General features: G+C 59.6%; 18 protein-coding genes and 1 pseudogene. 13 read left to right on the top strand and 6 right to left on the bottom strand.

The genetic code is table 11. The features are described 5' to 3' along the window. Window positions 1–100: 100 nt before the first annotated feature. Window positions 101–1,921, top strand: coding sequence for a translational GTPase TypA (typA, locus tag ACOYXE_RS20755; protein WP_160055017.1), 1,821 nt, complete (start codon window positions 101–103; stop codon window positions 1,919–1,921). 282 nt (window positions 1,922–2,203) lie between these two features. Here typA and ACOYXE_RS20750 read toward each other — a convergent pair whose 3' ends face one another. Then, complete coding sequence (locus ACOYXE_RS20750) at window positions 2,204–2,641, bottom strand: YkgJ family cysteine cluster protein (protein WP_007909261.1); 438 nt, start codon at window positions 2,639–2,641, stop codon at window positions 2,204–2,206. Window positions 2,642–2,900: 259 nt separating this feature from the next. Between ACOYXE_RS20750 and ACOYXE_RS20745 the strand changes: the two genes are divergently transcribed. The 5 genes from ACOYXE_RS20745 (at window position 2,901) to ACOYXE_RS20725 (ending at window position 12,331) form a co-directional block, all read left to right on the top strand. Continuing rightward, window positions 2,901–5,351 carry a glycogen/starch/alpha-glucan phosphorylase gene (locus ACOYXE_RS20745; protein ID WP_160055020.1) on the top strand — a complete coding sequence of 817 codons (2,451 nt, stop codon included), beginning with the start codon at window positions 2,901–2,903 and terminating at the stop codon, window positions 5,349–5,351. Between the two features lie 167 nt (window positions 5,352–5,518). Then, a complete protein-coding gene (locus tag ACOYXE_RS20740) occupies window positions 5,519–9,103 on the top strand; it encodes a DUF2339 domain-containing protein (RefSeq protein WP_460926525.1) in 3,585 nt (1,194 codons plus the stop codon). Then, window positions 9,100–10,464, top strand: a complete 1,365-nt coding sequence (locus tag ACOYXE_RS20735) for a DUF3999 domain-containing protein (RefSeq protein WP_405122475.1) — start codon at window positions 9,100–9,102, stop codon at window positions 10,462–10,464. The genes ACOYXE_RS20740 and ACOYXE_RS20735 overlap by 4 nt, the downstream gene beginning before the upstream one ends. Window positions 10,465–10,714: 250 nt before the next feature. Beyond that, the gene (locus ACOYXE_RS20730) at window positions 10,715–11,725 is read left to right on the top strand and encodes a class 1 fructose-bisphosphatase (RefSeq protein WP_007909265.1); all 1,011 of its coding nucleotides are present in this window, start codon (window positions 10,715–10,717) and stop codon (window positions 11,723–11,725) included. A gap of 3 nt (window positions 11,726–11,728) precedes the next feature. Continuing rightward, entirely contained in the window at window positions 11,729–12,331 is a 603-nt protein-coding gene (locus ACOYXE_RS20725) for a DUF924 family protein (protein WP_460926524.1), read from the top strand. A 1-nt stretch (window position 12,332) separates the two neighbouring features. Here ACOYXE_RS20725 and ACOYXE_RS20720 read toward each other — a convergent pair whose 3' ends face one another. The 4 genes and pseudogenes from ACOYXE_RS20720 to ACOYXE_RS20705 form a co-directional block, all read right to left on the bottom strand. Continuing rightward, on the bottom strand, window positions 12,333–12,665 hold the full coding sequence (locus ACOYXE_RS20720; protein ID WP_127925504.1) for a type II toxin-antitoxin system RelE/ParE family toxin: 333 nt from the start codon (window positions 12,663–12,665) through the stop codon (window positions 12,333–12,335). Continuing rightward, complete coding sequence (locus ACOYXE_RS20715; RefSeq protein ID WP_127925505.1) at window positions 12,662–12,934, bottom strand: type II toxin-antitoxin system Phd/YefM family antitoxin; 273 nt, start codon at window positions 12,932–12,934, stop codon at window positions 12,662–12,664. Before ACOYXE_RS20715 ends, ACOYXE_RS20720 begins: the two co-directional genes overlap by 4 nt. A 207-nt stretch (window positions 12,935–13,141) precedes the next feature. After that, window positions 13,142–13,906, bottom strand: a complete 765-nt coding sequence (locus tag ACOYXE_RS20710; RefSeq protein WP_371920137.1) for a methyl-accepting chemotaxis protein — start codon at window positions 13,904–13,906, stop codon at window positions 13,142–13,144. Between the two features lie 141 nt (window positions 13,907–14,047). Then, a pseudogene (locus ACOYXE_RS20705) lies at window positions 14,048–14,899 on the bottom strand (cache domain-containing protein); the annotation flags it as partial. A gap of 416 nt (window positions 14,900–15,315) precedes the next feature. On the opposite strand from ACOYXE_RS20705, the gene ACOYXE_RS20700 reads away from it, so the two are divergent. Together ACOYXE_RS20700 and ACOYXE_RS20695 are read left to right on the top strand one after the other, a co-directional pair. Further along, window positions 15,316–15,570 (top strand): hypothetical protein, encoded by a 255-nt coding sequence (locus ACOYXE_RS20700; protein ID WP_003220802.1) that lies wholly within the window; start codon window positions 15,316–15,318, stop codon window positions 15,568–15,570. 30 nt (window positions 15,571–15,600) lie between these two features. Next, entirely contained in the window at window positions 15,601–16,170 is a 570-nt protein-coding gene (locus tag ACOYXE_RS20695; RefSeq protein WP_093430049.1) for a lipocalin family protein, read from the top strand. Between the two features lie 120 nt (window positions 16,171–16,290). On the opposite strand, the gene ACOYXE_RS20690 is transcribed toward ACOYXE_RS20695, so the two are convergent. After that, window positions 16,291–17,655 (bottom strand): formimidoylglutamate deiminase, encoded by a 1,365-nt coding sequence (locus ACOYXE_RS20690; RefSeq protein WP_460926523.1) that lies wholly within the window; start codon window positions 17,653–17,655, stop codon window positions 16,291–16,293. Window positions 17,656–17,801: 146 nt separating this feature from the next. Between ACOYXE_RS20690 and hutC the strand changes: the two genes are divergently transcribed. The 5 genes from hutC to ACOYXE_RS20665 all read left to right on the top strand — a co-directional run bounded on the left by hutC (window position 17,802) and on the right by ACOYXE_RS20665 (window position 23,874). Continuing rightward, on the top strand, window positions 17,802–18,512 hold the full coding sequence (gene hutC / locus ACOYXE_RS20685; protein WP_162130175.1) for a histidine utilization repressor: 711 nt from the start codon (window positions 17,802–17,804) through the stop codon (window positions 18,510–18,512). After that, window positions 18,509–19,078 (top strand): HutD/Ves family protein, encoded by a 570-nt coding sequence (locus ACOYXE_RS20680; RefSeq protein WP_160055037.1) that lies wholly within the window; start codon window positions 18,509–18,511, stop codon window positions 19,076–19,078. The genes hutC and ACOYXE_RS20680 overlap by 4 nt, the downstream gene beginning before the upstream one ends. Window positions 19,079–19,526: 448 nt before the next feature. Next, entirely contained in the window at window positions 19,527–21,209 is a 1,683-nt protein-coding gene (gene hutU / locus ACOYXE_RS20675; RefSeq protein ID WP_160055040.1) for a urocanate hydratase, read from the top strand. A gap of 153 nt (window positions 21,210–21,362) precedes the next feature. After that, entirely contained in the window at window positions 21,363–22,835 is a 1,473-nt protein-coding gene (locus ACOYXE_RS20670) for a purine-cytosine permease family protein (protein WP_460926522.1), read from the top strand. Between the two features lie 70 nt (window positions 22,836–22,905). Beyond that, complete coding sequence (locus tag ACOYXE_RS20665) at window positions 22,906–23,874, top strand: ABC transporter substrate-binding protein (protein ID WP_405122472.1); 969 nt, start codon at window positions 22,906–22,908, stop codon at window positions 23,872–23,874. Window positions 23,875–23,919 lie beyond the last annotated feature (45 nt).

Raw genomic sequence — 23,919 nt, 5'->3', positions numbered from 1 at the left:
CCCCGACACCGCCGTCAAGCTGTAACGGCCATGCCGGACACTACTGCTAATCGCTGCCAAGACTTGTCAGCAAACCGAATCCTCTGATCGAGATACACAAGTGATCGAAAATCTACGCAACATCGCCATCATTGCCCACGTTGACCATGGTAAAACCACCCTGGTAGACAAACTCCTGCGTCAATCCGGCACTCTGGAGCGCAACGAGCTCAACGACGAGCGCGTGATGGACTCCAACGACCAGGAAAAAGAGCGCGGTATTACCATTCTGGCGAAAAACACCGCCATCAACTGGAACGGCTACCACATCAACATCGTGGACACCCCGGGCCACGCCGACTTCGGCGGCGAAGTTGAACGTGTAATGTCGATGGTTGACTCCGTTCTGCTGCTGGTTGACGCTCAAGACGGCCCTATGCCGCAAACCCGTTTCGTGACCAAGAAGGCTTTCGAAGCCGGCCTGCGTCCAATCGTGGTGATCAACAAGGTTGACCGTCCAGGCGCGCGTCCGGACTGGGTTCTGGACCAGATCTTCGACCTGTTCGACAACCTCGGTGCTACCGAAGAACAACTGGACTTCCAGGTTGTCTACGCCTCGGCCCTGAACGGCATCGCCGGTCTGGATCACACCGCCATGGCTGAAGACATGACCCCGCTGTACCAAGCGGTAGTCGACCACGTTCCGCCTCCGGCTGTTGACCGTGACGGCGCGTTCCAGATGCAGATCTCCGCTCTGGACTACAACAGCTTCCTGGGTGTTATCGGCGTTGGCCGTATCGCTCGTGGCCGCGTCAAGCCGAACACCCCGGTTGTGGCGATCGGTGCCGACGGCAAGCGCCGTAACGGCCGTATCCTGAAACTGATGGGTCACCACGGTCTGCACCGCGTTGACGTTGAAGAAGCTGCAGCAGGCGATATCGTTTGCATCAGCGGTATGGACTCGCTGTTCATCTCCGACACCCTGTGCCACCCGGATACTGTCGAGGCGATGAAGCCTCTGACCGTTGACGAGCCAACCGTTTCCATGACCTTCCAGGTAAACGACTCGCCATTCTGCGGTAAAGAAGGCAAGTTCGTGACGTCCCGTAACATCAAGGACCGTCTGGACAAAGAGCTGCTGTACAACGTTGCCCTGCGCGTTGAAGAAGGCGACACCGCTGACAAGTTCAAGGTTTCCGGCCGTGGTGAGCTGCACCTCTCGGTACTGATCGAAACCATGCGTCGCGAAGGCTTCGAGCTGGCCCTGGGCCGTCCTGAAGTGATCATTCGTGAAGTTGACGGCGTCAAGCAAGAACCGTTTGAAAACGTAACCATCGACATCCCTGAAGAAGCTCAGGGCAAGGTCATGGAAGAGATGGGTCTGCGTAAAGGCGACCTGAGCAACATGGTTCCTGATGGCAAGGGCCGTGTTCGTCTGGAATACAACATCCCTGCTCGCGGTCTGATCGGTTTCCGTAACCAGTTCCTGACCCTGACCAACGGTGCTGGCATCCTGACCTCGATCTTCGATCGCTACGACACCGTCAAGTCGGGCCACATGTCCGGCCGTCAGAACGGCGTTCTGGTTTCGGTTGAAACCGGCAAGGCACTGACCTACTCGCTGGAAACCCTGCAGGCTCGTGGCAAGCTGTTCGTAGAACACGGCCAGGAGATCTACAACGGTCAAATCGTTGGTCAGAACAGCCGCGACAACGACCTGGGTGTAAACCCGACCAAAGGCAAGAAGCTCGACAACATGCGTGCTTCGGGTAAAGACGAAACCATCGCTCTGGTACCACCTGTTCGCTTCACCCTGGAACAGGCTCTGGAATACATCCAGGAAGACGAGCTGTGCGAAGTCACTCCTAAGTCCATCCGTCTTCGCAAGAAGATCCTGGACGAAAGCGAGCGTACCCGCGCTGCCAAGAAAGCCAAGAACTGAGTCATTAGTTCAGGCTGAATGAAAACGCCCCCGGTCGAGAGACCGGGGGCGTTTTTGTTTGTCTGGAGGAAATGCAGTTGGGTCTTGAAGATCAAGAGCCCCTCACCCTAGCCCTCTCCCAGAGGGAGAGGGGACTGACCGAGTTGTTCTTTGGCTTTGCATCGATCTGAGTAATCGAGTCGACCTCAGGTTTGGAAGCGACAGAGATCGGCTCCCTCTCCCTCGGGAGAGGGCTGGGGTGAGGGGCTGGGGGTTAACGGCTACCGAAGAACTCAGCGTCGTTCAGAAGCGCTCGATCGCGCGGAAATTCTGCTCGCGCACCACTTCCTTCGGCTTGTACGCGCAATACCCAGGACGCGGTCCGATCTTCGGGTGATTGCGGCAGGTATCCGGGCGCTTGTCATAAATGGTGCACAGGCGGCTCTTACGATCCAGGTAGTAGCAATCGTTGTTGCTCATGCGCTGGAGGGTAAAGATGCCGGACTTCTGATTGAAGCGTTCAACCAGGCCTTCCTTTTGCAGACGCTTGGCGATGTTTTTTGGCGGATCGCCGAGTTCGAACTCGTCGACCACACCGATGCGCACCAGATCCTTGATCTTCACCTCAACCGGCAGCGTGCAGCAGCTGGACACGCAGGAACCGCACATCGGGGCTGAGTATTTTGCCCACGTATCGAGACGATCGATCTCGGCGGCGGCAATCAGGTTGGGCTTCATCATCGGGAGTTACCAGGCGTGTGTGCATCAGGGCGCGCGATCATACCGGGACTGGTGGATTTTTGAACAACCTTTCGCCAGATTTTTTCTGCATACAGGCACATTGCCGGACAATTCGGCACGGCCCCTGCATTCATTAGCTCATCCGCCAAGGTAATGCCGGGCCATCTCACCGTCTCAGGAAATACTGCCGAACCAGAGCCTTCACCGTCGGTCAGACCGTCTAGGCTCAGACAATTCCCGCTCGCTCGAGGTCCTATCGATGACTCAAGAACCACTAGTTCGCGAAGCAGAGGTGGCCGCATTCCGCGACGCCGTCCTGACCAAGCTCACCTATGCGGTGGGCAAAGACCCCGATCACGCCTTCGACCATGACTGGTTCGAAGCCATCGCTTTGGCTGCGCGCGATCACATGGTCGAACACTGGATGGACCACACCCGGCAGATTTATCGCAAAGGCCAGAAGCGGGTGTATTACCTCTCGCTGGAGTTCCTCATCGGCCGCTTGCTCTACGACAGTCTGAGCAACCTCGGCCTGCTCGACGTCGCCCGTGAAGCGCTGACTGAACTCGGTGTCGATCTGGAGCGCATCCGCTTGCTGGAACCCGATGCGGCGCTCGGCAACGGCGGCCTCGGTCGTCTGGCCGCATGCTTTATGGAAAGCATGTCGACCCTCGGCATCGCTGGTCACGGCTACGGCATTCGTTATGAACACGGCTTGTTCCGCCAGGCCATCGTCGATGGTTGGCAGCAGGAGCAGACCGAGCACTGGCTGGATTTCGGCAACCCGTGGGAGTTTGAACGGCCGGAAGTCGTCTACTCCATCGGCTTCGGCGGCAGCGTTGAAACCGTCACCGACGTTTCCGGCAAATCCAAACAGGTCTGGTCGCCAGCAGAAACTGTTCGCGCCATTGCTTACGACACGCCGGTGGTTGGCTGGCGCGGGGCAAGCGTCAACACCTTGCGCCTGTGGCGTGCCCGCGCCATGGAAGATTTGCACCTGGAACGCTTCAACGCCGGTGACCACTTGGGCGCCGTCGCCGAGGTTGCTCGCGCCGAAAGTATCTCCCGCGTGCTTTACCCGGCGGACAGCACTGAAGCGGGGCAAGAGCTGCGCCTGCGCCAGGAATATTTCTTTGTCGCCGCGTCGCTGCAAGATCTGCTGCGCCGCCATCGCAACATGCACACCTCGGTGCTGACCCTGGGCGATCACGCGGCGATCCAGCTCAACGACACGCACCCTTCAATTGCTGTTGCCGAACTGATGCGCCAACTGGTCGACGTCTACGACGTGGCGTGGGACGCGGCGTGGCAAGTCACTGTCGACACGCTGTCGTACACCAACCACACGCTGCTGCCGGAAGCACTGGAAACCTGGCCGGTGGGTTTGATGGAACGCATGCTGCCACGGCACATGCAGATCATTTACCTGATCAACGCCCAGCACATCGATTCGCTGCGAGCCAAAGGCATTCACGATTTCGACGTGCTGCGCGCGGTGTCGCTGATCGAAGAAGACAACGGTCGCCGCGTGCGCATGGGTAACCTCGCGTTCCTCGGTTCGCACAGCGTTAACGGTGTGTCCGGACTGCACACGCAGTTGATGCGTAAAACCGTGTTCGCCGAACTGCACAAGCTCTATCCCGAGCGGATCAACAACAAAACCAACGGCATTACCTTCCGCCGCTGGTTGTATCAGGCCAACTCCGAACTGACTTCGATGCTGGTCGATGCGCTCGGCCCGGATTTGCTCGATAACCCTGAAGAGCGCCTGCTCGATCTAGAACCGTTCGCTGAAAAAGCCGCATTCCGCAAGGCCTTCGCCGAGCAACGCCTGCACAGCAAAAAAGCTTTGGCCTATCTGATTCACGAACGGCTGGGCATCGCGGTCAATCCGGCGGCGATGTTCGATGTGCAGGTCAAGCGGATCCATGAATACAAACGTCAGTTGCTCAACCTGCTGCACACCGTGGCGCTGTATCAGGCGATTCGCGCCGAGCCGGAAGTCGACTGGGTGCCACGGGTGAAGATCTTCGCCGGTAAAGCGGCGGCGAGTTATCACCAGGCCAAACTGATCATCAAGCTGACCAACGACATCGCCCGGGTGGTGAACAACGATCCGACGGTGCGCGGCTTGCTGAAAGTGGTGTTTCTGCCTAACTACAATGTCAGCCTGGCGGAAAGCATCATTCCGGCGGCGGACTTGTCCGAGCAGATTTCCACTGCCGGCTTCGAAGCGTCGGGCACCAGTAACATGAAGTTCGGCCTCAACGGCGCACTGACCATCGGCACGCTGGATGGCGCCAACGTGGAAATGTGCGAACGCATCGGTGCCGAGCACATGTTCATTTTCGGCCTCAGCGCTCAGCAGGTGGAGGCGCGCAAACAGAACCACGAGTTCAGCGCGTTGCCGGACATCGCCGCGTCGCATCGTTTGAACGATGTGCTGCAAGCGATTCGCAGCGGGGTGTTCTCGCCGGATGACACTTCGCGCTATACCGGGCTGATCGATTCGCTGGTGGATTACGACCGCTTCCTGGTCTGCGCCGACTTCGATTCCTATTGGGAAGCACAGAAACGCGTTGAGGCGCATTGGCACGATTCCAACAACTGGTGGCGTTCGGCGGTCCTCAATACGGCGCGGATGGGCTGGTTCTCCTCGGACCGGACGATTCGCGAGTACGCCACGGATATCTGGAAAGCACTGGAGTAACTTTCCACTCGGCTCGATATAATCGCGCGCCGGAAAAGATCGCAGCCTGCGGCAGCTCCTACAGAGGTGTTCACATAACCCTGTAGGAGCTTCCGCAGGCTGCGATCTTTTTGGGTCAGGCTGCGCTAATCTTCCCGGATTAGCCTTCGCGCTTAGGGATATCGACCATGCAATGGATGTTCATGTTGATCGGGCTGGTGCTCGGCTGGCTGCTCGACGAGTCGTTCAGTGATGCGCTGTTGGGCGCGCTGCTGGGGCTGGCGATCGGGCAAACTATCCGCATCGCTCGGCTTGGCTCGCTGGCGACGGCGCAACAGCAGCAACTTGAGCAGGCGAAAGTCGCTTTGCAGGGTGTCGAGCAACGTCTGTTTTTGCTGGAGGGCGCGCCCCTTCATGCTGCCCCTCCACCGAGTGCGGCGCCGGTTGCCGAGCCCGTCGTAGAACCCGTCAAAGCCGCCGAAGAAGCCCCGGCCCCCGAGCTGGTCTGGGAACTGCCGCCCGAACTCGAACCGATTTCCGTCGCTGCCAGTGAAACCAGTCAACCGCTGCCCGCTGATGTCTGGCGCCTTGACGCCGTCACGCCCGAACCGCAACAACCTGCCGAACCCCGTGGCCCGAACCTTATCGAGCGCGGCATCAGCGCCGCGCGCAACTGGTTGTTCGGCGGTAACACCGTACTGCGCGTCGGTGTTGTGTTGCTGTTCTTCGGTCTGGCGTTCCTGCTGCGCTACGCCACCGAAGGCATGGTCGTGCCGATCGAGGTGCGTTACGCCGGTGTCGCGGCGGCCGCGTTGGGCCTGCTCGCGCTGGGTTGGTGGCTGCGCCGGCGCAACAGTAATTACGCGTTGATGCTGCAAGGCACCGGAATTGCGGTGCTGTACCTGACGGTGTTCGCGGCGATGCGCCTGCACCCGTTGCTCGATCCTTCCGCTGCGCTCGGCCTGCTGGTGGCAGTCACGATTTTCTCGGCGATTCTCGCCATAACCCAAGATGCCTTGGGGCTTGCCGCAGCGGCCGCGTTGGGCGGTTTTGCCGCGCCGATCCTGACCTCGACCGGCGCCGGCAACCACGTCGCGCTATTCAGTTATTTCGCGTTGCTCAACGCTGGCATTCTCGCCATCGCCTGGTTCAAGGCCTGGCGTCTGCTCAACCTGATCGGCTTCGTCGGCACCTTCGGCATCGGTTTCGCCTGGGGCTTGCACTCTTATGCGCCGGAGCTGTTGTGGAGTACCGAGCCGTTCCTGATTCTGTTTTTCCTGATGTACCTCGCCATCGGTCTGTTGTTCGCGCGGCGCAAGTTGCTCGATATGCCAGATGCGCCGGCAGAGGGTGACCGTGAAGCGTTACTGCACTGGTCTGCGCGCAAGGGCGATTACGTCGACGGGACGATGCTGTTCGGCCCGCCGCTCATTGGCTTTGGTTTGCAGTTTGAGCTGGTGCAGCATCTGGAGTTTGCTGCTGCGTTCAGTGCGCTAGCGCTGGGCATGATCTACATGGCGCTGGCCAAGCTGTTAATGGGTGGACGCGCGGTGCTGCTGGGCGAAACCTGTCTGGCGCTCGGGGTGATTTTTGCCAGCCTGGCCATTCCGTTGGGGCTGGATGCGCGCTGGACCTCAGCGGCATGGGCGGTGGAAGGCGCGGGGATTTTCTGGCTCGGTCTGCGTCAGCATCGACCGTTCGCCCGGGCGTTTGCCTTGCTGCTGCAACTGGGTTCCGCGTTGGCCTTCCTCAGTCAGTTGGGCGTCGGCGAGAGCAGTTTGCTCGACGGTGCGCCGCTGGGCGCGTTGATGCTCGGCCTCGCGCTGCTGTTCAGTTTCTACCAATTGCGCAAGGCTTCGCCGGAACAGGCCGCGCCTTGGGAACGTCAAGGTTTGCCGGTGCTGGCGTGTCTGGGTTTGACGTTCCTCTATCTGCTCGCGCCACTGTTCTTCTTCGTCCAGGCCACGGCGATCAGTTGGGCGTTGGCCGGTTTGGTGACGCTGTTTGTCGGTCTGCGGATTCAGTCGCGTACGTTCCTGTTCAGCGCATTTGCCGTGCAGCTACTCGGTGGCGCGTTGTTCCTGCTGCGTCTGCAAGGTGCAGGGGAAGATTCCGCCGCAGTGTTCAGCGCCGGTTGGAGCGGCTTGCTCAGTGCGTCGTTGATTGGTCTGGCGTTGATCGCTGGCATGCTGTTGGCGGCTCGCGATGAAATGGTGCGCGGTGATGTGCGTCTGCTGCGCGGTTTGTCGGTGGTGCTGTTGGCCGGTCTGGTGCTGATCAATCTGGCAGTGCTGTTTGTGCTGCCGTGGCAGACCGCGAGTGCGGTGTGGGCAGCGAGTGGTTTGCTGATTATCTGGTTGAGCCTGTACCTCAAGCAACGCGTAAGTTTTGTCTTTGGTCTGCTGTTGCAGGTGATTGGCGGTGCGGCGTTTTTGCTGGCCGGCCCCAAGTTGCTTGGACCGTTGTCCAGCGAAGGTCTGAAGCCTTTGGCCGATGGCGGATTCTGGACGCCGCTGGTGTTGGGCCTGGCCGCGATGATCGGTGCGTGGCGCCTGCAACTGGGCAATCACGCCTCGGCATTCGATGCGTTGAGTTTGCAGCGGTTGTCCGAAGTATTGCTGGTGTGGGGCGCCGGCTGGTGGGCGTTGGCGTGGGTCAGCGAGGTGCTGCGTTTTGCTGCTCCGAATCTGCAAGGCACGTTGCTGCTGTTGGTTGCAGCCGTCAGCGTGGCGGTGTGGACGCTGCTGTCGTTGCGGTTGAAATGGCCGGCGCTGGGCTTGCTCTGTACCTTGCTGATTCCGGCAGCAGGTCTGGTGTTGCTCGCTGCCTGGCATTCGCGTTATCACCCAGCGGCCGATTTCGGTTGGCTGGCGTGGGCGGCGGTGTTTGCCGTGCACTTCTTCAGTCTGCGACGCTTGGCGCCGATGCTGCCGGCGCGCGCCTTGAGTGCGGCACATGTACTCGGCTGCTGGCTGCTGATCGGCGTGCTGGCGCTGGAGTTGCGCTACGGCCTGCTGCTGTTGTCCGAGCAATACAACGCTTGGCGCTGGCTCGGTTGGGCGATTCTGCCGAGCCTTTATCTGCTGCTGGCGGCAGTACCGCGCAGTTGGCCGTGGCCGGTGGCGGCATTCCCTCGCGAGTACCGTTTGTACGCCGCTGCGCCGCTGGCGGTGTTGATGCTCGCATGGTTCTGGCTGGCCAATGGTGTCAGCGATGGCAATGCCGAGCCGTTGCCGTACGTGCCGCTGCTCAATCCGCTGGAGTTGGGTCTGCTGTTCGCGCTGTTCGGTGTTTATGTCTGGTCGCGCAGTGCGGTTTCGCAGCTGTCGATTCGTCAGGACTACGCCGAATACGCGACGCAATTGATCGCCGGGGTTTCGCTGTTCGCCTTCTGCACGGCGCTGGTCACCCGCGCCGCGCACCATTGGGCGGGCATCCCGTTTGAGCTGGATACGCTGCTCGCCTCAATGTTGGTGCAGGCCGGATTGTCGATCGTCTGGACGCTGATGGCGCTCGGGCTGATGATCGGCGGGCATCTGCGTCATCGTCGCGAAGTGTGGCTGATCGGCGCGGCGTTGATTGCGCTGGTGGTGGCCAAACTGATTTTTGTCGAATTGAGCAACCGTGGTGGCCTCGCCCGGATCGTCTCGTTTATCGGCGTTGGCGTGTTACTGCTGGTGGTCGGTTATTTCGCACCGCTGCCGCCCAAACGCGCTGAAGCTGAGCCGGCGGCGGACAAACCGATCCCGGACACCGAAGGAGTTTCATCTTGAGTCGCATGCTGAATCTGGGTTGGTTGGCGTTGGGCGTGGTGATGGTGGCCGGTGCCCAGGAAAAACCGGCGGACTTCGCCACGCAGGTGCCGCTGTCAGTCACAGGCAATGGCCCTTGGTATCGCCTCGAGTTGCCGTTGAGCGTGCAATTGCAGGCACGCCAGACCGATCTCAGTGATCTGCGTGTGTTCAACGCCGCCGGCGAACCGCAGGCTTACGCCTTGGCACGCGAATCGGCACAGACCCGCGACGACGGTCAGTTGCACGAGGTGAAGTGGTTCCCGCTGTACAACGCCGCCGACGCCAGCGAGCGCGCGCCGAATGTGCGCGTGCAATCGACGACCAGCGGCACGCTGGTCGAAGTGCAACCGTCCAGCCAGTTGGAGGCGGGTGAAGAAGTGCTGCGTGGCTGGCTGCTCGATGCCAGCGCGATCAAGGCGCCGTTGCAGCAGTTGATCCTCGACTGGACCAGCGAGCGCGACGGCTTCCAGCGCTTCAGCATCGAAGCCAGCGACGACCTGCAACATTGGCAAGCCTGGGGCGAAGGGCAGGTGGCACGGCTGACCTTTTCCGATGAGCGCATCGAGCAGCATGAGGTGACGTTGCCGGGGCAATCGGCGCGCTATGTGCGGTTGCTGTGGGAATCGCCGAACTCGGCGCCGATCCTGACGGCGGCACAATTGAAAAGCAGTGATCCGCGCAATGTTCCGCTGCCGTTGGTCTGGTCGCAGGCATTGGCCGGCAGCAGTGCCAAGGTCGGCGAGTACACCTGGCAATTGCCGATGGGGCTGAATGTCGAGCGGGTGCAGGTCGAAATCAAACAACCGAACAGTCTGGCGCCGGTGACATTGGCGGGACGCCGCGAAAGCAGCTTGCCTTGGCAGGAGCTGAGCAGCGGGTTGCTCTATCGCCTGACCCAGAATGGTCAGGACGTGGTGCAGAACGAATTGCAGCTTTACGGGCAAACCGTGCAGCAGTTGAAGCTGACGGTGGATGAGCGTGGCGGTGGTCTGGGTGAGCAGGCGCCAAGCGTGAAGTACGCGGTGCGAGCGACGCAGGTGATTTTCCTCGCGCGCGGGGAGGGGCCGTACAGTCTGGCGTTGGGCAATCCGAGTGTGAAGACAGCGAATCTGCCGTTGGCGACGCTGATTCCGGATTTCAAACCGGAGAAACTGGCGGCGTTGAGTAAGGCTGCGGTTCAGGGAGAGGTGGTGGCTACGCAGACCTCCACGGCGACCACGGCGGCGGTGGCTGAGACCAACTGGAAAAAGATCGGGTTGTGGGCGGTGTTGTTATTGAGCGTGGTTTTCCTTGGGGCGATGGCGTTTAGCTTGTTGCGCAAGCCTCCAACTAACACCTGAGAATGGCTGGCGCTGCTCGCGAAAGCGGCGTTTCAGCCAATACATATTCCGAACTGATCAATTAACCCCCAGCCACACCCGTCCGATTTCGGACTACGCTAAATCCGCTACCTGAACTCTCCACCGACAATCACGTCTCATGCAGGCAATTACACCCCAACGCACGTTACCGGGCGTCTTCGCTCGCTACGTTTTCAGACTCCCTGTAAACTGCGCGGGTTTTTAGCCCCCCATTCCACCGGAGCCGTCCATGTCCCGCGTTACCCTGAGTCGCTATTTGATTGAGCAGACCCGCAGCAATAACACTCCTGCCGATCTGCGTTTCCTGATCGAAGTGGTGGCGCGTGCTTGCAAAGAAATCAGCCACGCCGTGTCCAAAGGCGCCCTGGGTGGTGTTCTGGGCAGCATGGGCACTGAAAACGTCCAAGGCGAAGTGCAAAAGAAGCTCGACGTGATCTCCAACGAGATCCTGCTCGAAGCCAACGAATGGGGCGGTCACCTGGCCGGCATGGCGTCCGAAGAAATGGACAATGCCTACCAGATCCCGGGCAAATACCCGAAAGGCGCGTACCTGCTGGTATTCGACCCACTGGACGGCTCGTCGAACATCGACATCAACGCTCCGGTCGGCACCATCTTCTCGGTACTGCGTTGCCCGAACGAATACCTGAGCCAGAACGAGCCGCTGAACGAGAAAGCGTTCCTGCAGCCAGGCACTCAGCAAGTTGCCGCCGGTTACGCGATCTACGGCCCGCAAACCATGCTGGTACTGACCTTGGGCGACGGCGTGAAGGGCTTCACCCTCGATCGTGAAATGGGCAGCTTCGTGCTGACCCACGAAGACATCACCATTCCTGAGTCGACCCAGGAATTCGCCATCAACATGTCCAACCAGCGTCACTGGGAAGCCCCGGTACAACGCTACGTCGGCGAGCTGCTGGCCGGTGAAGAAGGTCCGCTGAAAAAGAACTACAACATGCGTTGGGTCGCGGCGATGGTTGCCGACGTACACCGCATCCTGACCCGCGGCGGTCTGTTCATGTACCCGCGCGACAGCCGTGAGCCTTCCAAGCCAGGCAAACTGCGTCTGATGTACGAAGCCAACCCGATGTCGTTCCTGGTGGAACAAGCGGGCGGCGCGTCCACCGACGGTCACCAGCGCATCCTCGACATTCAGCCGGAAGGCCTGCACCAGCGCGTAGCGGTGTTCCTCGGCTCGAAAGAAGAAGTTGCTCGCGCTACGGCCTACCACAAGGAGTAAACCATGACCGCGCCCTGGCAGCCGTTGCTCGATTGGTGGTTCGGACAAGCCGAATCCCCGGATGAGATAGCGGCTGACAAGGGCAAGTTGTGGTTCGGTAAACGAGACAGCCAAGACCTCGAAGCGCAGACGCGTTTCGGGGTCTTTGTCGATCAGGCCCTGGCCGGCGAATTGACCGAGTGGACGCAACGTCCCGAGGGTTGGCTGGCGGTGGTGCTCCTGCTCGATCAACTGCCGCGAATGATCTTTCGCGATACCCCCAAAGCATTCTCCGGCGATCTGCGCGCGCAGAAACTCGTCGCCCAAGGCATTGCCGCGGATTTCGATCGGCAGTTGAAACCGATTCAGCGTGTGTTTATTTATCTGGTGTTCGAACACTGCGAAAACCTCGCGGTGCAGAACGAAGCCGTTTCCCGATTTATTGAACTGGTGGCTGAACAGCCGGAAGCGGAGCGGGCGGTGTTTGCCGACAACCTGGATTATGCCGAGCGGCATCAGAAAGTGATCGCGCGGTTTGGCCGGTTTCCGCATCGCAATGCGGTGTTGGGGCGGGAGTCTACGGCTGAGGAGTTGGTATTTCTCGATCAGCCTGGATCACGGTTCTAAATCAAGGATTGCCTCGTAGAAGCCGTTTCATCAACAGTGCCGGTAGGCTTTTTCGCGTATCGACAATGATATGGATGAAAACCGTTTTTTCTCGCACCTCATAAATAATCCGGTTCCTTCCCAAAACAATCTGGCGGTATTGGCCGAGATTGAGCTTCTCGATTTCTTCGGGGATTGATCCTGAATAAGGCAGATCTGCGAGGCCGAGAATCGCAGTCTTGAGATCGGCATAAGTGCTTTGCCAAATTTGAAATGAGAACTGTCTGACGAGGTAGGAGCGAAGTTCTTTGAGATCTGCTTGTGCGGACTGGAGAATAACGACCTTTAAACTCATTGATGATCGGCCTTGTCCAAATCGGCAAAGACATCTTCAGCATCACTGAACTTGCCTTCCTCAATCTCCCGATTACCCATCGCCAACAGTTTCAACAAGGCCATCGTGCCTTCTTGCTCTTCAAAGCTTTTCACATCCATCACCACTAGCTTGGCTTCACCGTTTTGAGTGATTACCAGAGGCTCGCGGCTTTCTGTGATTGATTTGACGATTTCGGCTGTGTGACTTTTCAGGTAACTGATGGGTTTGATTTGCGATGAAAGCTTCATGGTTGAGCCCCGCTAAATTGAATGGGACTGAGTTTAGTCTTAATTCAGTCCAGCGTCAGTTCGAGCAGACGAGCGTGTTTCAATTCCAAATTCTTTCGTTGCTGATGCCGCCATCGCAGGCAAGTCCGCTCCCCCAGGATATCTGTGAACCATACAGAACCATTGTAGGGCCGAGCTTGCTCGCGAAGGCGCCAAAAGCAGCGCCGCTTAAATGCGGAAACTACCGACCAATTGCTTCAACCGCGCCGCCTGCTGCTCCAGATCCGAACAAGCCCGCAACGTCGCCTGCAAGTTCTCCACACCTTCCTGATTCAGCGTATTGATCTCGTTGATATCGACATTGATCGACTCAACCACTGCCGTCTGCTCTTCAGTCGCAGTGGCCACCGACTGGTTCATCCCGTCGATCTCGCCGATACGCTGAGTCACGCTGCCCAGACGCTCGCCGGCCTGGTTGGCGATGCCGACGCTGCTTTCGCTCTCGCGCTGGCTCTCGGTCATGATGCTGACCGCCTGGCGCGCGCCGACTTGCAGCTCTTCGATCATCTTCTGCACTTGCTGCGCCGAATCCTGGGTGCGGTGCGCGAGGTTACGCACTTCATCGGCGACCACAGCGAAACCACGACCGGCTTCACCGGCTCGTGCCGCTTCGATCGCAGCGTTGAGCGCGAGCAGGTTGGTCTGCTGGGAAATGCTGGTGATCACTTCGAGAATCTGGCCGATGTTCACCGTGTTGCTGTTCAGGGTTTCGATGTTGCCGCAGGAATCGCTGATCTTCGCCGACAGCTGCTGCATGGCCTGGATGGTTTTATCCACAACCTGCTGACCGTCGACCGCAAGGCTGCGCGCGTCGCTGGAATGCTGCGAGGCGAGGGCGGCGTTCTGGGCGATTTCCTGCGCGGCGGCACCGAGCTGGTTGATCGCGGCGGCGACGCTGTTGGTGCGGCTGGCTTGCTGGTCGGAGTTGTACATCGACGAGTTCGATGCCGCGACCACGCGCAGGGCGACTTCGTTGACCTGGCCGGTGGCCGAAGACACTTCGCGGATCGAGGTGTGGATACGTTCGACGAAGCGGTTGAACGAGGTGCCCAGTGCGCCGAACTCGTCGTTGCCATGGATCACCAGACGTTTGGTCAAGTCGCCTTCACCTTCGGCGATGTCGTGCATCGCGCGGCCCATGGTCAGCAGCGGTTGCATCAGCACGCGGATGAGCATGCCGAGCAGGGCGATGATGATCACCACCGCGATGATCATGGCGATCAGTGCCGAGGTGCGGAATTCGCTGAGCATGGCGAACGCGGTGTCTTTATCGAGCACCAGCGCCACGTACCAGTCGGCCGACGGCACGCCGTTGACGCGGGTGAAGGAGATCAACTGAGTCTTGCCGTCGAACTCGACTTCTTTCAAGCCCGGGCTGACTTTCGGCGCGCCGTTCGGGTAGGCCTCGGCGAGAGTCTTGAGTACCAGTTTGCTGTCCGGGTGGATCAGGATCTTGCCCTCGCTGCTGACGATGAACGCGTGGCCGTGGCCGCCGAAGTTCAGCGAGTTGATGATCGCGCTGACGCTGGTCAGGTCGATGTCGGCACCGGCGACGCCAAGCATCTGGCCTTGGCGCTGCACTGGCGTGGCAACGGTGATCACCAGTTTGCCCGAGGACGCGGCGATGTACGGTTCGGTGACGATGGTCTGCTGTGCGCTGTTGGCCGCTTTGTACCAACCGCGTGCGCGCGGGTCGTAGTCCGGGGCGCGGTTGCCGGCTGGCACCGAAAACATCACGCCGTCGGCGCCACCGAAGTAGCTGAGCTGGAAATTGCCGGTATAGGCGGGCAGGTCAATGATGCGTTTCAGGCTGGCGGGAGCGTTACCGTCGACGGCGACTTGCTGCGACAACGATTGCAGCAACTGAATGCGGCTTTCCAGCCAGGTCTTGATGTTGCTGGTGGTCAGGCTGCCCAGCTCTTGCATCGAGGCTTCGGTGCTTGTGCTCAGGGCTTCGCGCTGTCGATAGTCGTTGAAGAAAATGAAACAGGCGAACGCAACGGCCACCACAAGGGCGGCAGCCAACAAGATCTTATGGCTGAATTTCATGTTTCTGGTCATCGAATGAACTACCGCGAAGGGGCTGGTCAAGAAAGGGCGGCAATTTGCCACACTCGGGGGCTTTGCGCTGCTCTTATTTCGACCGCGGCGCGCCAAAGATTAGGCGTCTTTGGCGAAAGGCGACGAAATGCTCAATAGCCCTACAAAGTGTCTGATTTATCGGCAAATGCCAGACGGGCGGGCTAATAAATAGCCGTTCGCCCACGGAACCAGATGAGGGTTTTCTCTTCTAAGCTTCTGGTTGGCACCATGCCATCCCCCCTCGTTCCAGGAGTTACACCATGTCGCTGCGATCTATCGCCCTTCTGACGTTTTGCGTGCTGTTGGCCGCATGCAGCAAGGTCAATCAGGAAAACTATTCGAAGCTCTCGGCCGGTATGGCCAAGGCTGAAGTCGAGACTCTGCTCGGCAAGCCCACCGATTGCTCGGGCGCGCTCGGCATGTCCAGTTGCACCTGGGGCGACAAGAACAGCTTTATCAGCGTGCAGTACGCCGGTGACAAAGTGCTGATGTTTTCCGGCCAAGGCCTGAAGTAAACCGGGGCTTCGCGCCCACGGAGAAGAAAAATGAAGCGGTTATTGCTGATCCTTTTTGCCGGCCTGGTACTGGCCGGCTGCGCCACTTCCGGCGTCGACCCGTTGGCGCCGAAAACCGTCAACAGCGTCAATCTCAAGCGCTATCAGGGCACCTGGTATGAACTGGCGCGCTTGCCGATGTATTTCCAGCGCAATTGCGCGCAGTCCGAAGCGCATTACACCCTCAAGCCTGACGGCAATGTCGCGGTGCTCAATCGCTGCCTGACGCCGGACTGGCAGTGGGAAGAGGCCAAGGGCACGGCCTATCCACAGGTGCCGGGCAAGACCGACAAGCTCTGGGTCGAATTCGATACCTGGTTCTCGCGCCTGATTCCGGGTGTAGCTAAAGGCGAATACTGGGTGCTGTACGTCAGCGATGACTACAAGACCGCCATCGTCGGCGACCCGAGTCGCAAGTACATGTGGCTGCTGTCACGCACGCCGACCGTCAACGGTGTGGTGCGTGAAGAACTGCTGAGCAAGGCGCGTCAGCAGGGTTATGACACCACGCGACTGATCTGGCGCGCGTCGGATCGGCAGATGGCCAAGACCTCGAACTAAATAACGCCACCAAACTAATGTGGGAGCGAGCCTGCTCGCGAAGAGGGCGTGTCAGTTAACGAAAATGTTACTGATACACCGCTTTCGCGAGCAGGCTCGCTCCCACATTTTTGTTTTGTGTCAGCCTAAAAGGTCGCGCAGGACCTGAGTGAAGGCGCGAGCACTGTCCTCTTCGCCAGCATGCCGCCCATCACGCACAACCCACTGGCCGTTGACCAGCACATCGCGCACCTGACGATCGCCACCGGCAAACAACCAGCGATTCAAAATCCCGTCACCCGTGGCCGTCGCCAGATACGGATCGTTGCCATCGAGCACGATCCAGTCCGCCCGCTTGCCCACTTCCAGCGCCCCGATCGGCTGCCCCAACGCTTGCGCACCGCCATCCAGCGCCGCGTCATACAGCGTGCGCCCGACCATCGGCTGATCTGCACCGTACAAACGGTTACGCCGCTGATCACGCAGGCGCTGACCATATTCCAGCCAACGCAATTCCTCCACCACGCTCAGCGACACATGGCTGTCGGAACCGATGCCCATGCGCCCGCCCTGCGCGAGGAAATCCACCGCCGGGAAAATCCCGTCGCCCAGATTTGCTTCGGTGGTCAGACACAGGCCGGCAATGGCGCGACTCTTGGCCATCAGCGTGACTTCTTCAGGGTTGGCGTGAGTGGCGTGGACCAGGCACCAGCGCTGATCGACTTCGGCATTTTCATACAGCCATTGCAGCGGACGCCGACCGCTCCAGCTCAGGCAGTCGTCGACTTCCTTCTGCTGTTCGGCGATGTGGATGTGCACCGGACATTGTTTGTCGCTGGCGGCCAATACTTCGCTGATCTGCTGCGGCGTCACCGCGCGCAAGGAGTGGAAGCACAGGCCCAGCGATTGCGCCTTTTGCTGCGCCAGCATTGGCTGCAGGCGCGATTGCAGATTCAGGTAATTTTCGGTGCTGTTGATAAAGCGGCGTTGGCCATCGTTGGGCGTCTGTCCGCCAAAACCGGAGTGGCTGTAGAGCACTGGCAGCAGGGTCAGACCGATGCCGCTTTCAGTCGCGGCCTGACTGATGCGCAACGCCAGCTCAGCGGGATCGGCATAAGGCTGGCCATTACTGTCGTGATGCACGTAATGAAATTCTGCAACGGATGTGTAACCAGCCTTGAGCATTTCGATGTACAGCTGACGGGCAATCACGCCGAGCTGATCCGGGCTGATTTTTCCGACGAGCCGATACATCAGATCGCGCCAGGTCCAGAAACTGTCGTTGGGGTTGCCGGCCACTTCGGCCAGACCCGCCATCGCCCGCTGGAAGGCGTGGGAATGCAAATTAGGCATGCCCGGCAGCAACGGACCGCTCAGCCGTTCGGCGCCATCTGCGGTGGAATCGGCCTGGATTTGGGTCAGCAGGCCCTCGGCGCTGACCTCAAGACGTACATTGTTGGCCCATCCGTTAGGCAGCAGCGCGCGTTCGGCAAAGAAGGCGGACATGGTTCAGCACCCCATCGTGTGTTATTTGTATATACATATACAGACGTTTGCCTGCCCGGTAAACTCCGGCAAGCTAGCAACCTTCATCCAATGAACAGGGATCAACCGTGCCGACTCCGCCTCCAGTCTCCCCGTTGGCCGCGAACATGGGCGACAGTCCGGCGCCCTTGTACGCCCGCGTCAAACAGATGATTACCCAGCAGATCGACAGCGGAAACTGGCCGCCGCACTACCGTGTGCCGTCCGAGAGCGAGCTGGTCAATCAACTCGGCTTCAGCCGCATGACCATCAACCGCGCGCTGCGCGAGATGACTGCCGATGGCCTGTTGGTGCGCATGCAAGGTGTCGGCACGTTCGTCGCCGAACCGAAGAGCCAGTCTGCGTTGTTCGAAGTGCACAACATCGCCGACGAAATCGCCTCCCGTGGCCATCGCCACACCTGCCAGGTCATTACCCTCGAAGAAGAGGCCGCCGGTTCCGAGCGCGCACTGGCGCTGGACATGCGTGAAGGGCAAAAGGTGTTTCACTCGCTGATCGTGCATTACGAAAACGACATTCCGGTGCAAATCGAAGACCGTTTCGTCAACGCGCTGGTCGCCCCGGAATACCTCAAGCAGGACTTCACCCTGCAAACGCCTTACGCGTATCTCAATCAGGTGGCGCCGCTGACTGAGGGCGAGCACGTGGTTGAAGCGATCCTCGCCGAGTCTTCCGAGTGCAAGTTGCTGCAGATTGAAAAAGGCGAGCCGTGCTTGTTGATTCGTCGCCGCACGTGGTCGGGGCGTCAGCCGGTGACGGCTGCACGTTTGATTCATCCGGGTTCTCGTCATCGTCTGGAAGGGCGCTTTCATAAATGAGTCAGGTGAAGGTTTTACGCGCTGAAGGCTACCCGCGCATGCCGTGGAAAAACGGCGGCGGCAGCACTGAAGAAATCACCCGTGATGCCGGTGCAGGGTTGGATGGTTTCGGCTGGCGCCTGTCGATTGCCGACATCGCCGAGTCCGGCGGCTTCTCGACCTTCGCCGGTTACCAGCGAGTGATTACGGTATTGCAGGGTGACGGCATGACCCTATGCGTTGATGGCGACGATACGCGGCCGCTGTTACCGCTCGACCCGTTTGCCTTCAGCGGGGAAAGCCAGGTCTCGTGCACTTTACTTGGTGGCGCGATTCGCGACTTCAACCTTATCTACGCGCCGCAGCGGTACAGCGCGCGGTTGCAGTGGCTTGAAGGTGAACAGCGGCTTTTCAGCTCGGCGGGGACGGTGCTGGTGTTCAGTGTCAGTGAGTTGCTGGAAGTGCAGGTTGGTGACGCCGTTTCGCAACTCGGTCGCCATGATTGCCTGCAACTGGACGGTAACAAGGGCTTGGTTGAAGTGTCCGTTGATGCGGGTTGCTGTGTCATTGAGCTGACTGCCCGCTGATTGAAAAATCTTAAAAGATCGCAGCCTTCGGCAGCTCCTACAATGGGATTGATGTACGCCCTGTAGGAGCTGCCGAAGGCTGCGATCTTTGCTTTTGGGGTGTTCCCAACCCACGCACCAATTTGTTACCGAACGCCCCAGCGTGGCGCAAAACCTCGCTTTCGTAACAGTCCCTGACGCTCTCAATCAATACCCTCGAAAAATTTCATCAACGCCAGAACCCTTGATTCAGGCGCTCTCCAGCCCTGCCCACGATTTTTCTTGAACGCCCCTCCAACAAGTTGGCCGCTTGATTGCATATGCTTGTATGTACAAGTAAAGACGTATGCGTATGAGTCGCTCGAGACTCTCCGCAGCGTCCACTGATTCGCTTGTCGCGCATTGATGCACGCAGGCTGCTTGCCCATTGCCAGGGTTGGTTTGAATTGATCGCTGAGGAGTCTTTTTCGTGACTGACAATAAGCCTACTAAGGTTCGTAACGTCGAAATCCGTGCATCGCGCGGCAACAAGCTGACCGCCAAGAGCTGGCTGACCGAAGCGCCGCTGCGCATGCTGATGAACAACCTCGACCCGGAAGTCGCCGAGAACCCGAAAGAACTGGTGGTTTACGGTGGTATCGGTCGCGCCGCGCGTAACTGGGAGTGCTACGACAAGATCGTCGAAAGCCTGACCAACCTGAATGACGACGAGACCCTGCTGGTGCAATCCGGCAAGCCGGTCGGCGTGTTCAAGACCCACAGCAACGCCCCGCGCGTACTGATCGCCAACTCCAACCTCGTTCCACACTGGGCGAGCTGGGAGCACTTCAACGAACTCGACGCCAAAGGCCTGGCCATGTACGGCCAGATGACCGCCGGCAGCTGGATCTACATCGGCAGCCAGGGCATCGTCCAAGGCACCTACGAAACCTTCGTCGAAGCGGGTCGCCAGCACTACAACGACAACCTCACCGGCAAGTGGGTCCTGACCGCCGGCCTCGGTGGCATGGGCGGCGCACAACCGCTGGCGGCAACCTTGGCCGGCGCCTGCTCGCTGAACATCGAATGCCAGCAAGTGAGCATCGATTTCCGCCTGAAAAGCCGTTACGTCGACGAGCAAGCCAAAGACCTCGACGACGCCCTGGCGCGCATCGACAAATACACCAAGGAAGGCAAGGCGATCTCCATCGCACTGCTGGGTAACGCCGCAGAAATCCTCCCGGAACTGATCAAGCGTGGTGTGCGCCCGGACATGGTCACCGACCAGACCAGCGCCCACGACCCGCTCAACGGCTACCTGCCCGCCGGCTGGACCTGGGACGAATACCGCGCCCGCGCCAAGACCGAGCCGGCTGCTGTGATCAAAGCCGCCAAGCAGTCGATGGCCGTGCACGTGAAAGCCATGCTGGAATTCCAGAAGCAAGGTATTCCGACCTTCGACTACGGCAACAACATCCGTCAGATGGCCCAGGAAGAAGGCGTCGAAAACGCCTTCGATTTCCCGGGCTTCGTACCGGCCTACATCCGTCCGCTGTTCTGCCGTGGCATCGGCCCGTTCCGTTGGGCGGCGCTGTCGGGTGATCCGCAAGACATCTACAAAACCGACGCCAAGGTCAAAGAGCTGATCCCGGACGACGCGCATCTGCACAACTGGCTGGACATGGCCCGCGAGCGCATCAGCTTCCAGGGTCTGCCGGCACGTATCTGCTGGGTCGGCCTGGGCCTGCGCGCCAAGCTCGGCCTGGCGTTCAACGAAATGGTTCGTAGCGGCGAATTGTCCGCACCAATCGTGATCGGTCGCGACCACCTCGACTCCGGCTCGGTGGCCAGCCCGAACCGTGAAACCGAATCGATGCAGGACGGTTCCGACGCCGTGTCCGACTGGCCACTGCTCAACGCTCTGCTGAATACCGCGAGCGGCGCGACCTGGGTTTCCCTGCACCACGGCGGCGGCGTTGGCATGGGCTTCTCGCAGCACTCGGGCATGGTGATTGTTTGCGACGGTACGGACGAAGCGGCCGAGCGCATTGCGCGCGTGCTGCACAACGACCCGGCCACTGGCGTCATGCGTCATGCCGATGCCGGTTACCAGATCGCCATCGACTGCGCCAAGGAGCAGGGGCTGAACCTGCCGATGATTACCGGAAAGTAATGCTTTCCCCTGTAGGAGTGAGCCTGCTCGCGATAAGGCCGGCACATTCAGCAAATGTGCTGACTGACCCACCGCAATCGCGAGCAGGCTCACTCCTACAAAAGCAAAAGCCAAAAAAGAACAAAACCCGGAACAATCCACAGAGGTTGAATCATGGCTGTCAACACCGATCGTGCAGGCAACAAACCGTTGATCGAAAGGCGTTCGATCGACTACATCCCGGAAGCGGAAAGACACGGTCGTCTGTTTAGCCAGTTCACCCTGTGGATGGGTGCGAATCTGCAAATCACCGCAATCGTCACCGGGGCCTTGGCCGTGGTGCTGGGCGGTGATGTGTTCTGGTCATTGATTGGTCTGTTGATCGGTCAATTGCTCGGCGGTGGCGTGATGGCGCTGCATGCCGCGCAAGGGCCGAAACTCGGTCTGCCGCAGATGATCTCCAGCCGCGTGCAGTTTGGCGTCTATGGTGCGGCGATCCCTATCGTCTTGGTGTGCCTGATGTACCTGGGCTTCACCGCGACGGGCACGGTACTTTCCGGCCAGGCGCTGGGCCAGTTGTTCGGCGTCAGCGACAGCGTCGGCATCCTGATTTTCGCCAGCGTTATCGTGGTGGTCACGGTGCTCGGTTATCGAGTGATCCACTGGATTGGTCGTGTCGCCAGCGTCATTGGCGTGATCGCTTTCGTCTTCCTGTTCTGGCGTCTGATGAGCCAGACCGATGTCGGCGCACTTCTGCAAATCCGTCATTTCAGCTGGAGCAGTTTCCTCCTCGCGGTGTCGCTCGCGGCCTCCTGGCAGATCGCTTTCGGCCCTTACGTGGCTGACTATTCCCGTTACCTGCCGAGCAATACTTCGGCGGTAAAAACCTTCTTCGCCGCCGGTGCCGGTTCAGTGGTCGGCGCGCAAGTGGCAATGATCCTCGGCGTCTTTGCTGCGGCTTCGGCCAACGGCCAGTTCGCCGGTCACGAAGTCGCCTACATCGTCGGTCTGGGTGGCACTGGTGCCACCGCTGCGCTGCTGTATTTCAGCATCGCGTTCGGCAAAGTGACTATCTCGACGCTGAACTCCTACGGCAGCTTCATGTGCATCGCGACCATCATCAGTGGTTTCAAAGGTCACCTGACCGTTACGCGCATGCAGCGTCTGGTGTTCGTGCTGGTGATTGTTGGCGCGGCGACGCTGATTGCGTTGCTCGGTCAGCACTCGTTCCTCGGGGCGTTCAAGTCTTTCATCCTCTTCCTGCTCGCCTTCTTCACCCCGTGGAGCGCGATCAACCTGGTCGACTACTACTGCATCACCCGTGAGCGCTACGACGTGCCGGCGCTGGCCGATCCGAACGGTCGCTACGGTCGCTGGAACCTGCTCGGCATCAGCGTCTACGTGTTCGGTGTGCTAGTGCAGCTGCCGTTCATCTCCACCAAGTTCTACACCGGCCCGTTGGTGGCGGCCCTCGGTGATGTGGATATCTCCTGGATCATCGGCCTGGTGCTGCCGGCTGTCGTTTACTACGTGTGCGCAAAAAAATGGCACAGCGCAGTGCCCGATCAACTGATTCTGCCGGTCGAGCAGAACAGCGTTGTACAACCTAAAACAAGCGGGGCCGGTCGCGCTGCGGCGCAGGCCTGATTTGGACGTGGACAGGGCTGGATGCCTCTTGACTGCCGTAAGCCAATTCATGATTAGGAGCGTCACAACAATGAAATCGAACAAGACCCTGCTGACCACATTGCTGTCCATGGGCCTGTTGGCCAGTGCCGGTGCGACGCAAGCCGCCGGCTGGTGCGAATCGGGCAAACCGGTGAAATTCGCCGGCCTGAACTGGGAAAGCGGCATGCTGCTGACCGACGTCCTGCAAGTGGTGCTGGAGAAAGGTTACGACTGCAAGACCGACAGCCTGCCGGGCAACTCCATCACCATGGAAAACGCCCTGAGCAGTAACGATATTCAAGTGTTCGCCGAAGAGTGGGTGGGTCGCAGCGAGGTCTGGAACAAGGCCGAGAAGGCCGGCAAGGTTGTCGGTGTCGGCGCTCCGGTCGTGGGCGCGGTAGAAGGCTGGTACGTGCCGCGTTACGTGATCGAAGGCGACGCCAAGCGCAAGCTCGAACCCAAAGCCCCTGACCTGAAAAACATCGCGGATCTGGGCAAATACGCCGCGGTGTTCAAGGACGCCGAAGAGCCATCCAAGGGCCGTTTCTACAATTGCCCGGCGGGCTGGACTTGTGAACTCGACAACAGCGAAATGCTGAAAAGCTACGGTCTCGAAAGCAGCTACACCAACTTCCGTCCGGGGACAGGCCCGGCGCTGGATGCAGCGGTTCTGTCGAGCTACAAGCGCGGCGAGCCGATCCTGTTCTACTACTGGTCGCCAACCCCGCTGATGGGGCAGGTGGATCTGGTCAAACTCGAAGAAAAACCGGGCGTCGACAAGACCGTGAGCATCAAGGTCGGCCTGTCGAAAACCTTCCACGAACAAGCCCCGGAACTGGTCGCCGTGCTGGAAAAGGTCAACCTGCCGATCGACCTGCTGAACCAGAACCTGGGCCGCATGGCCAAGGAACGTATCGAGTCGCCAAAACTGGCGAAAATCTTCCTCAAGGAACATCCTGAGGTCTGGCATGCGTGGGTCAGTGCAGACGCAGCCAAGAAAATCGACGCGGCGCTGTAGGTCGATACCTCCCGGTCAACCGTGAGGCTGGCCGGGAGATATGCC

Source organism: Pseudomonas sp. MC6, assembly GCF_054790575.1.
Note: the sequence above shows the minus strand (reverse complement) of the source record. Positions and strands in the feature narration are given on the sequence as shown.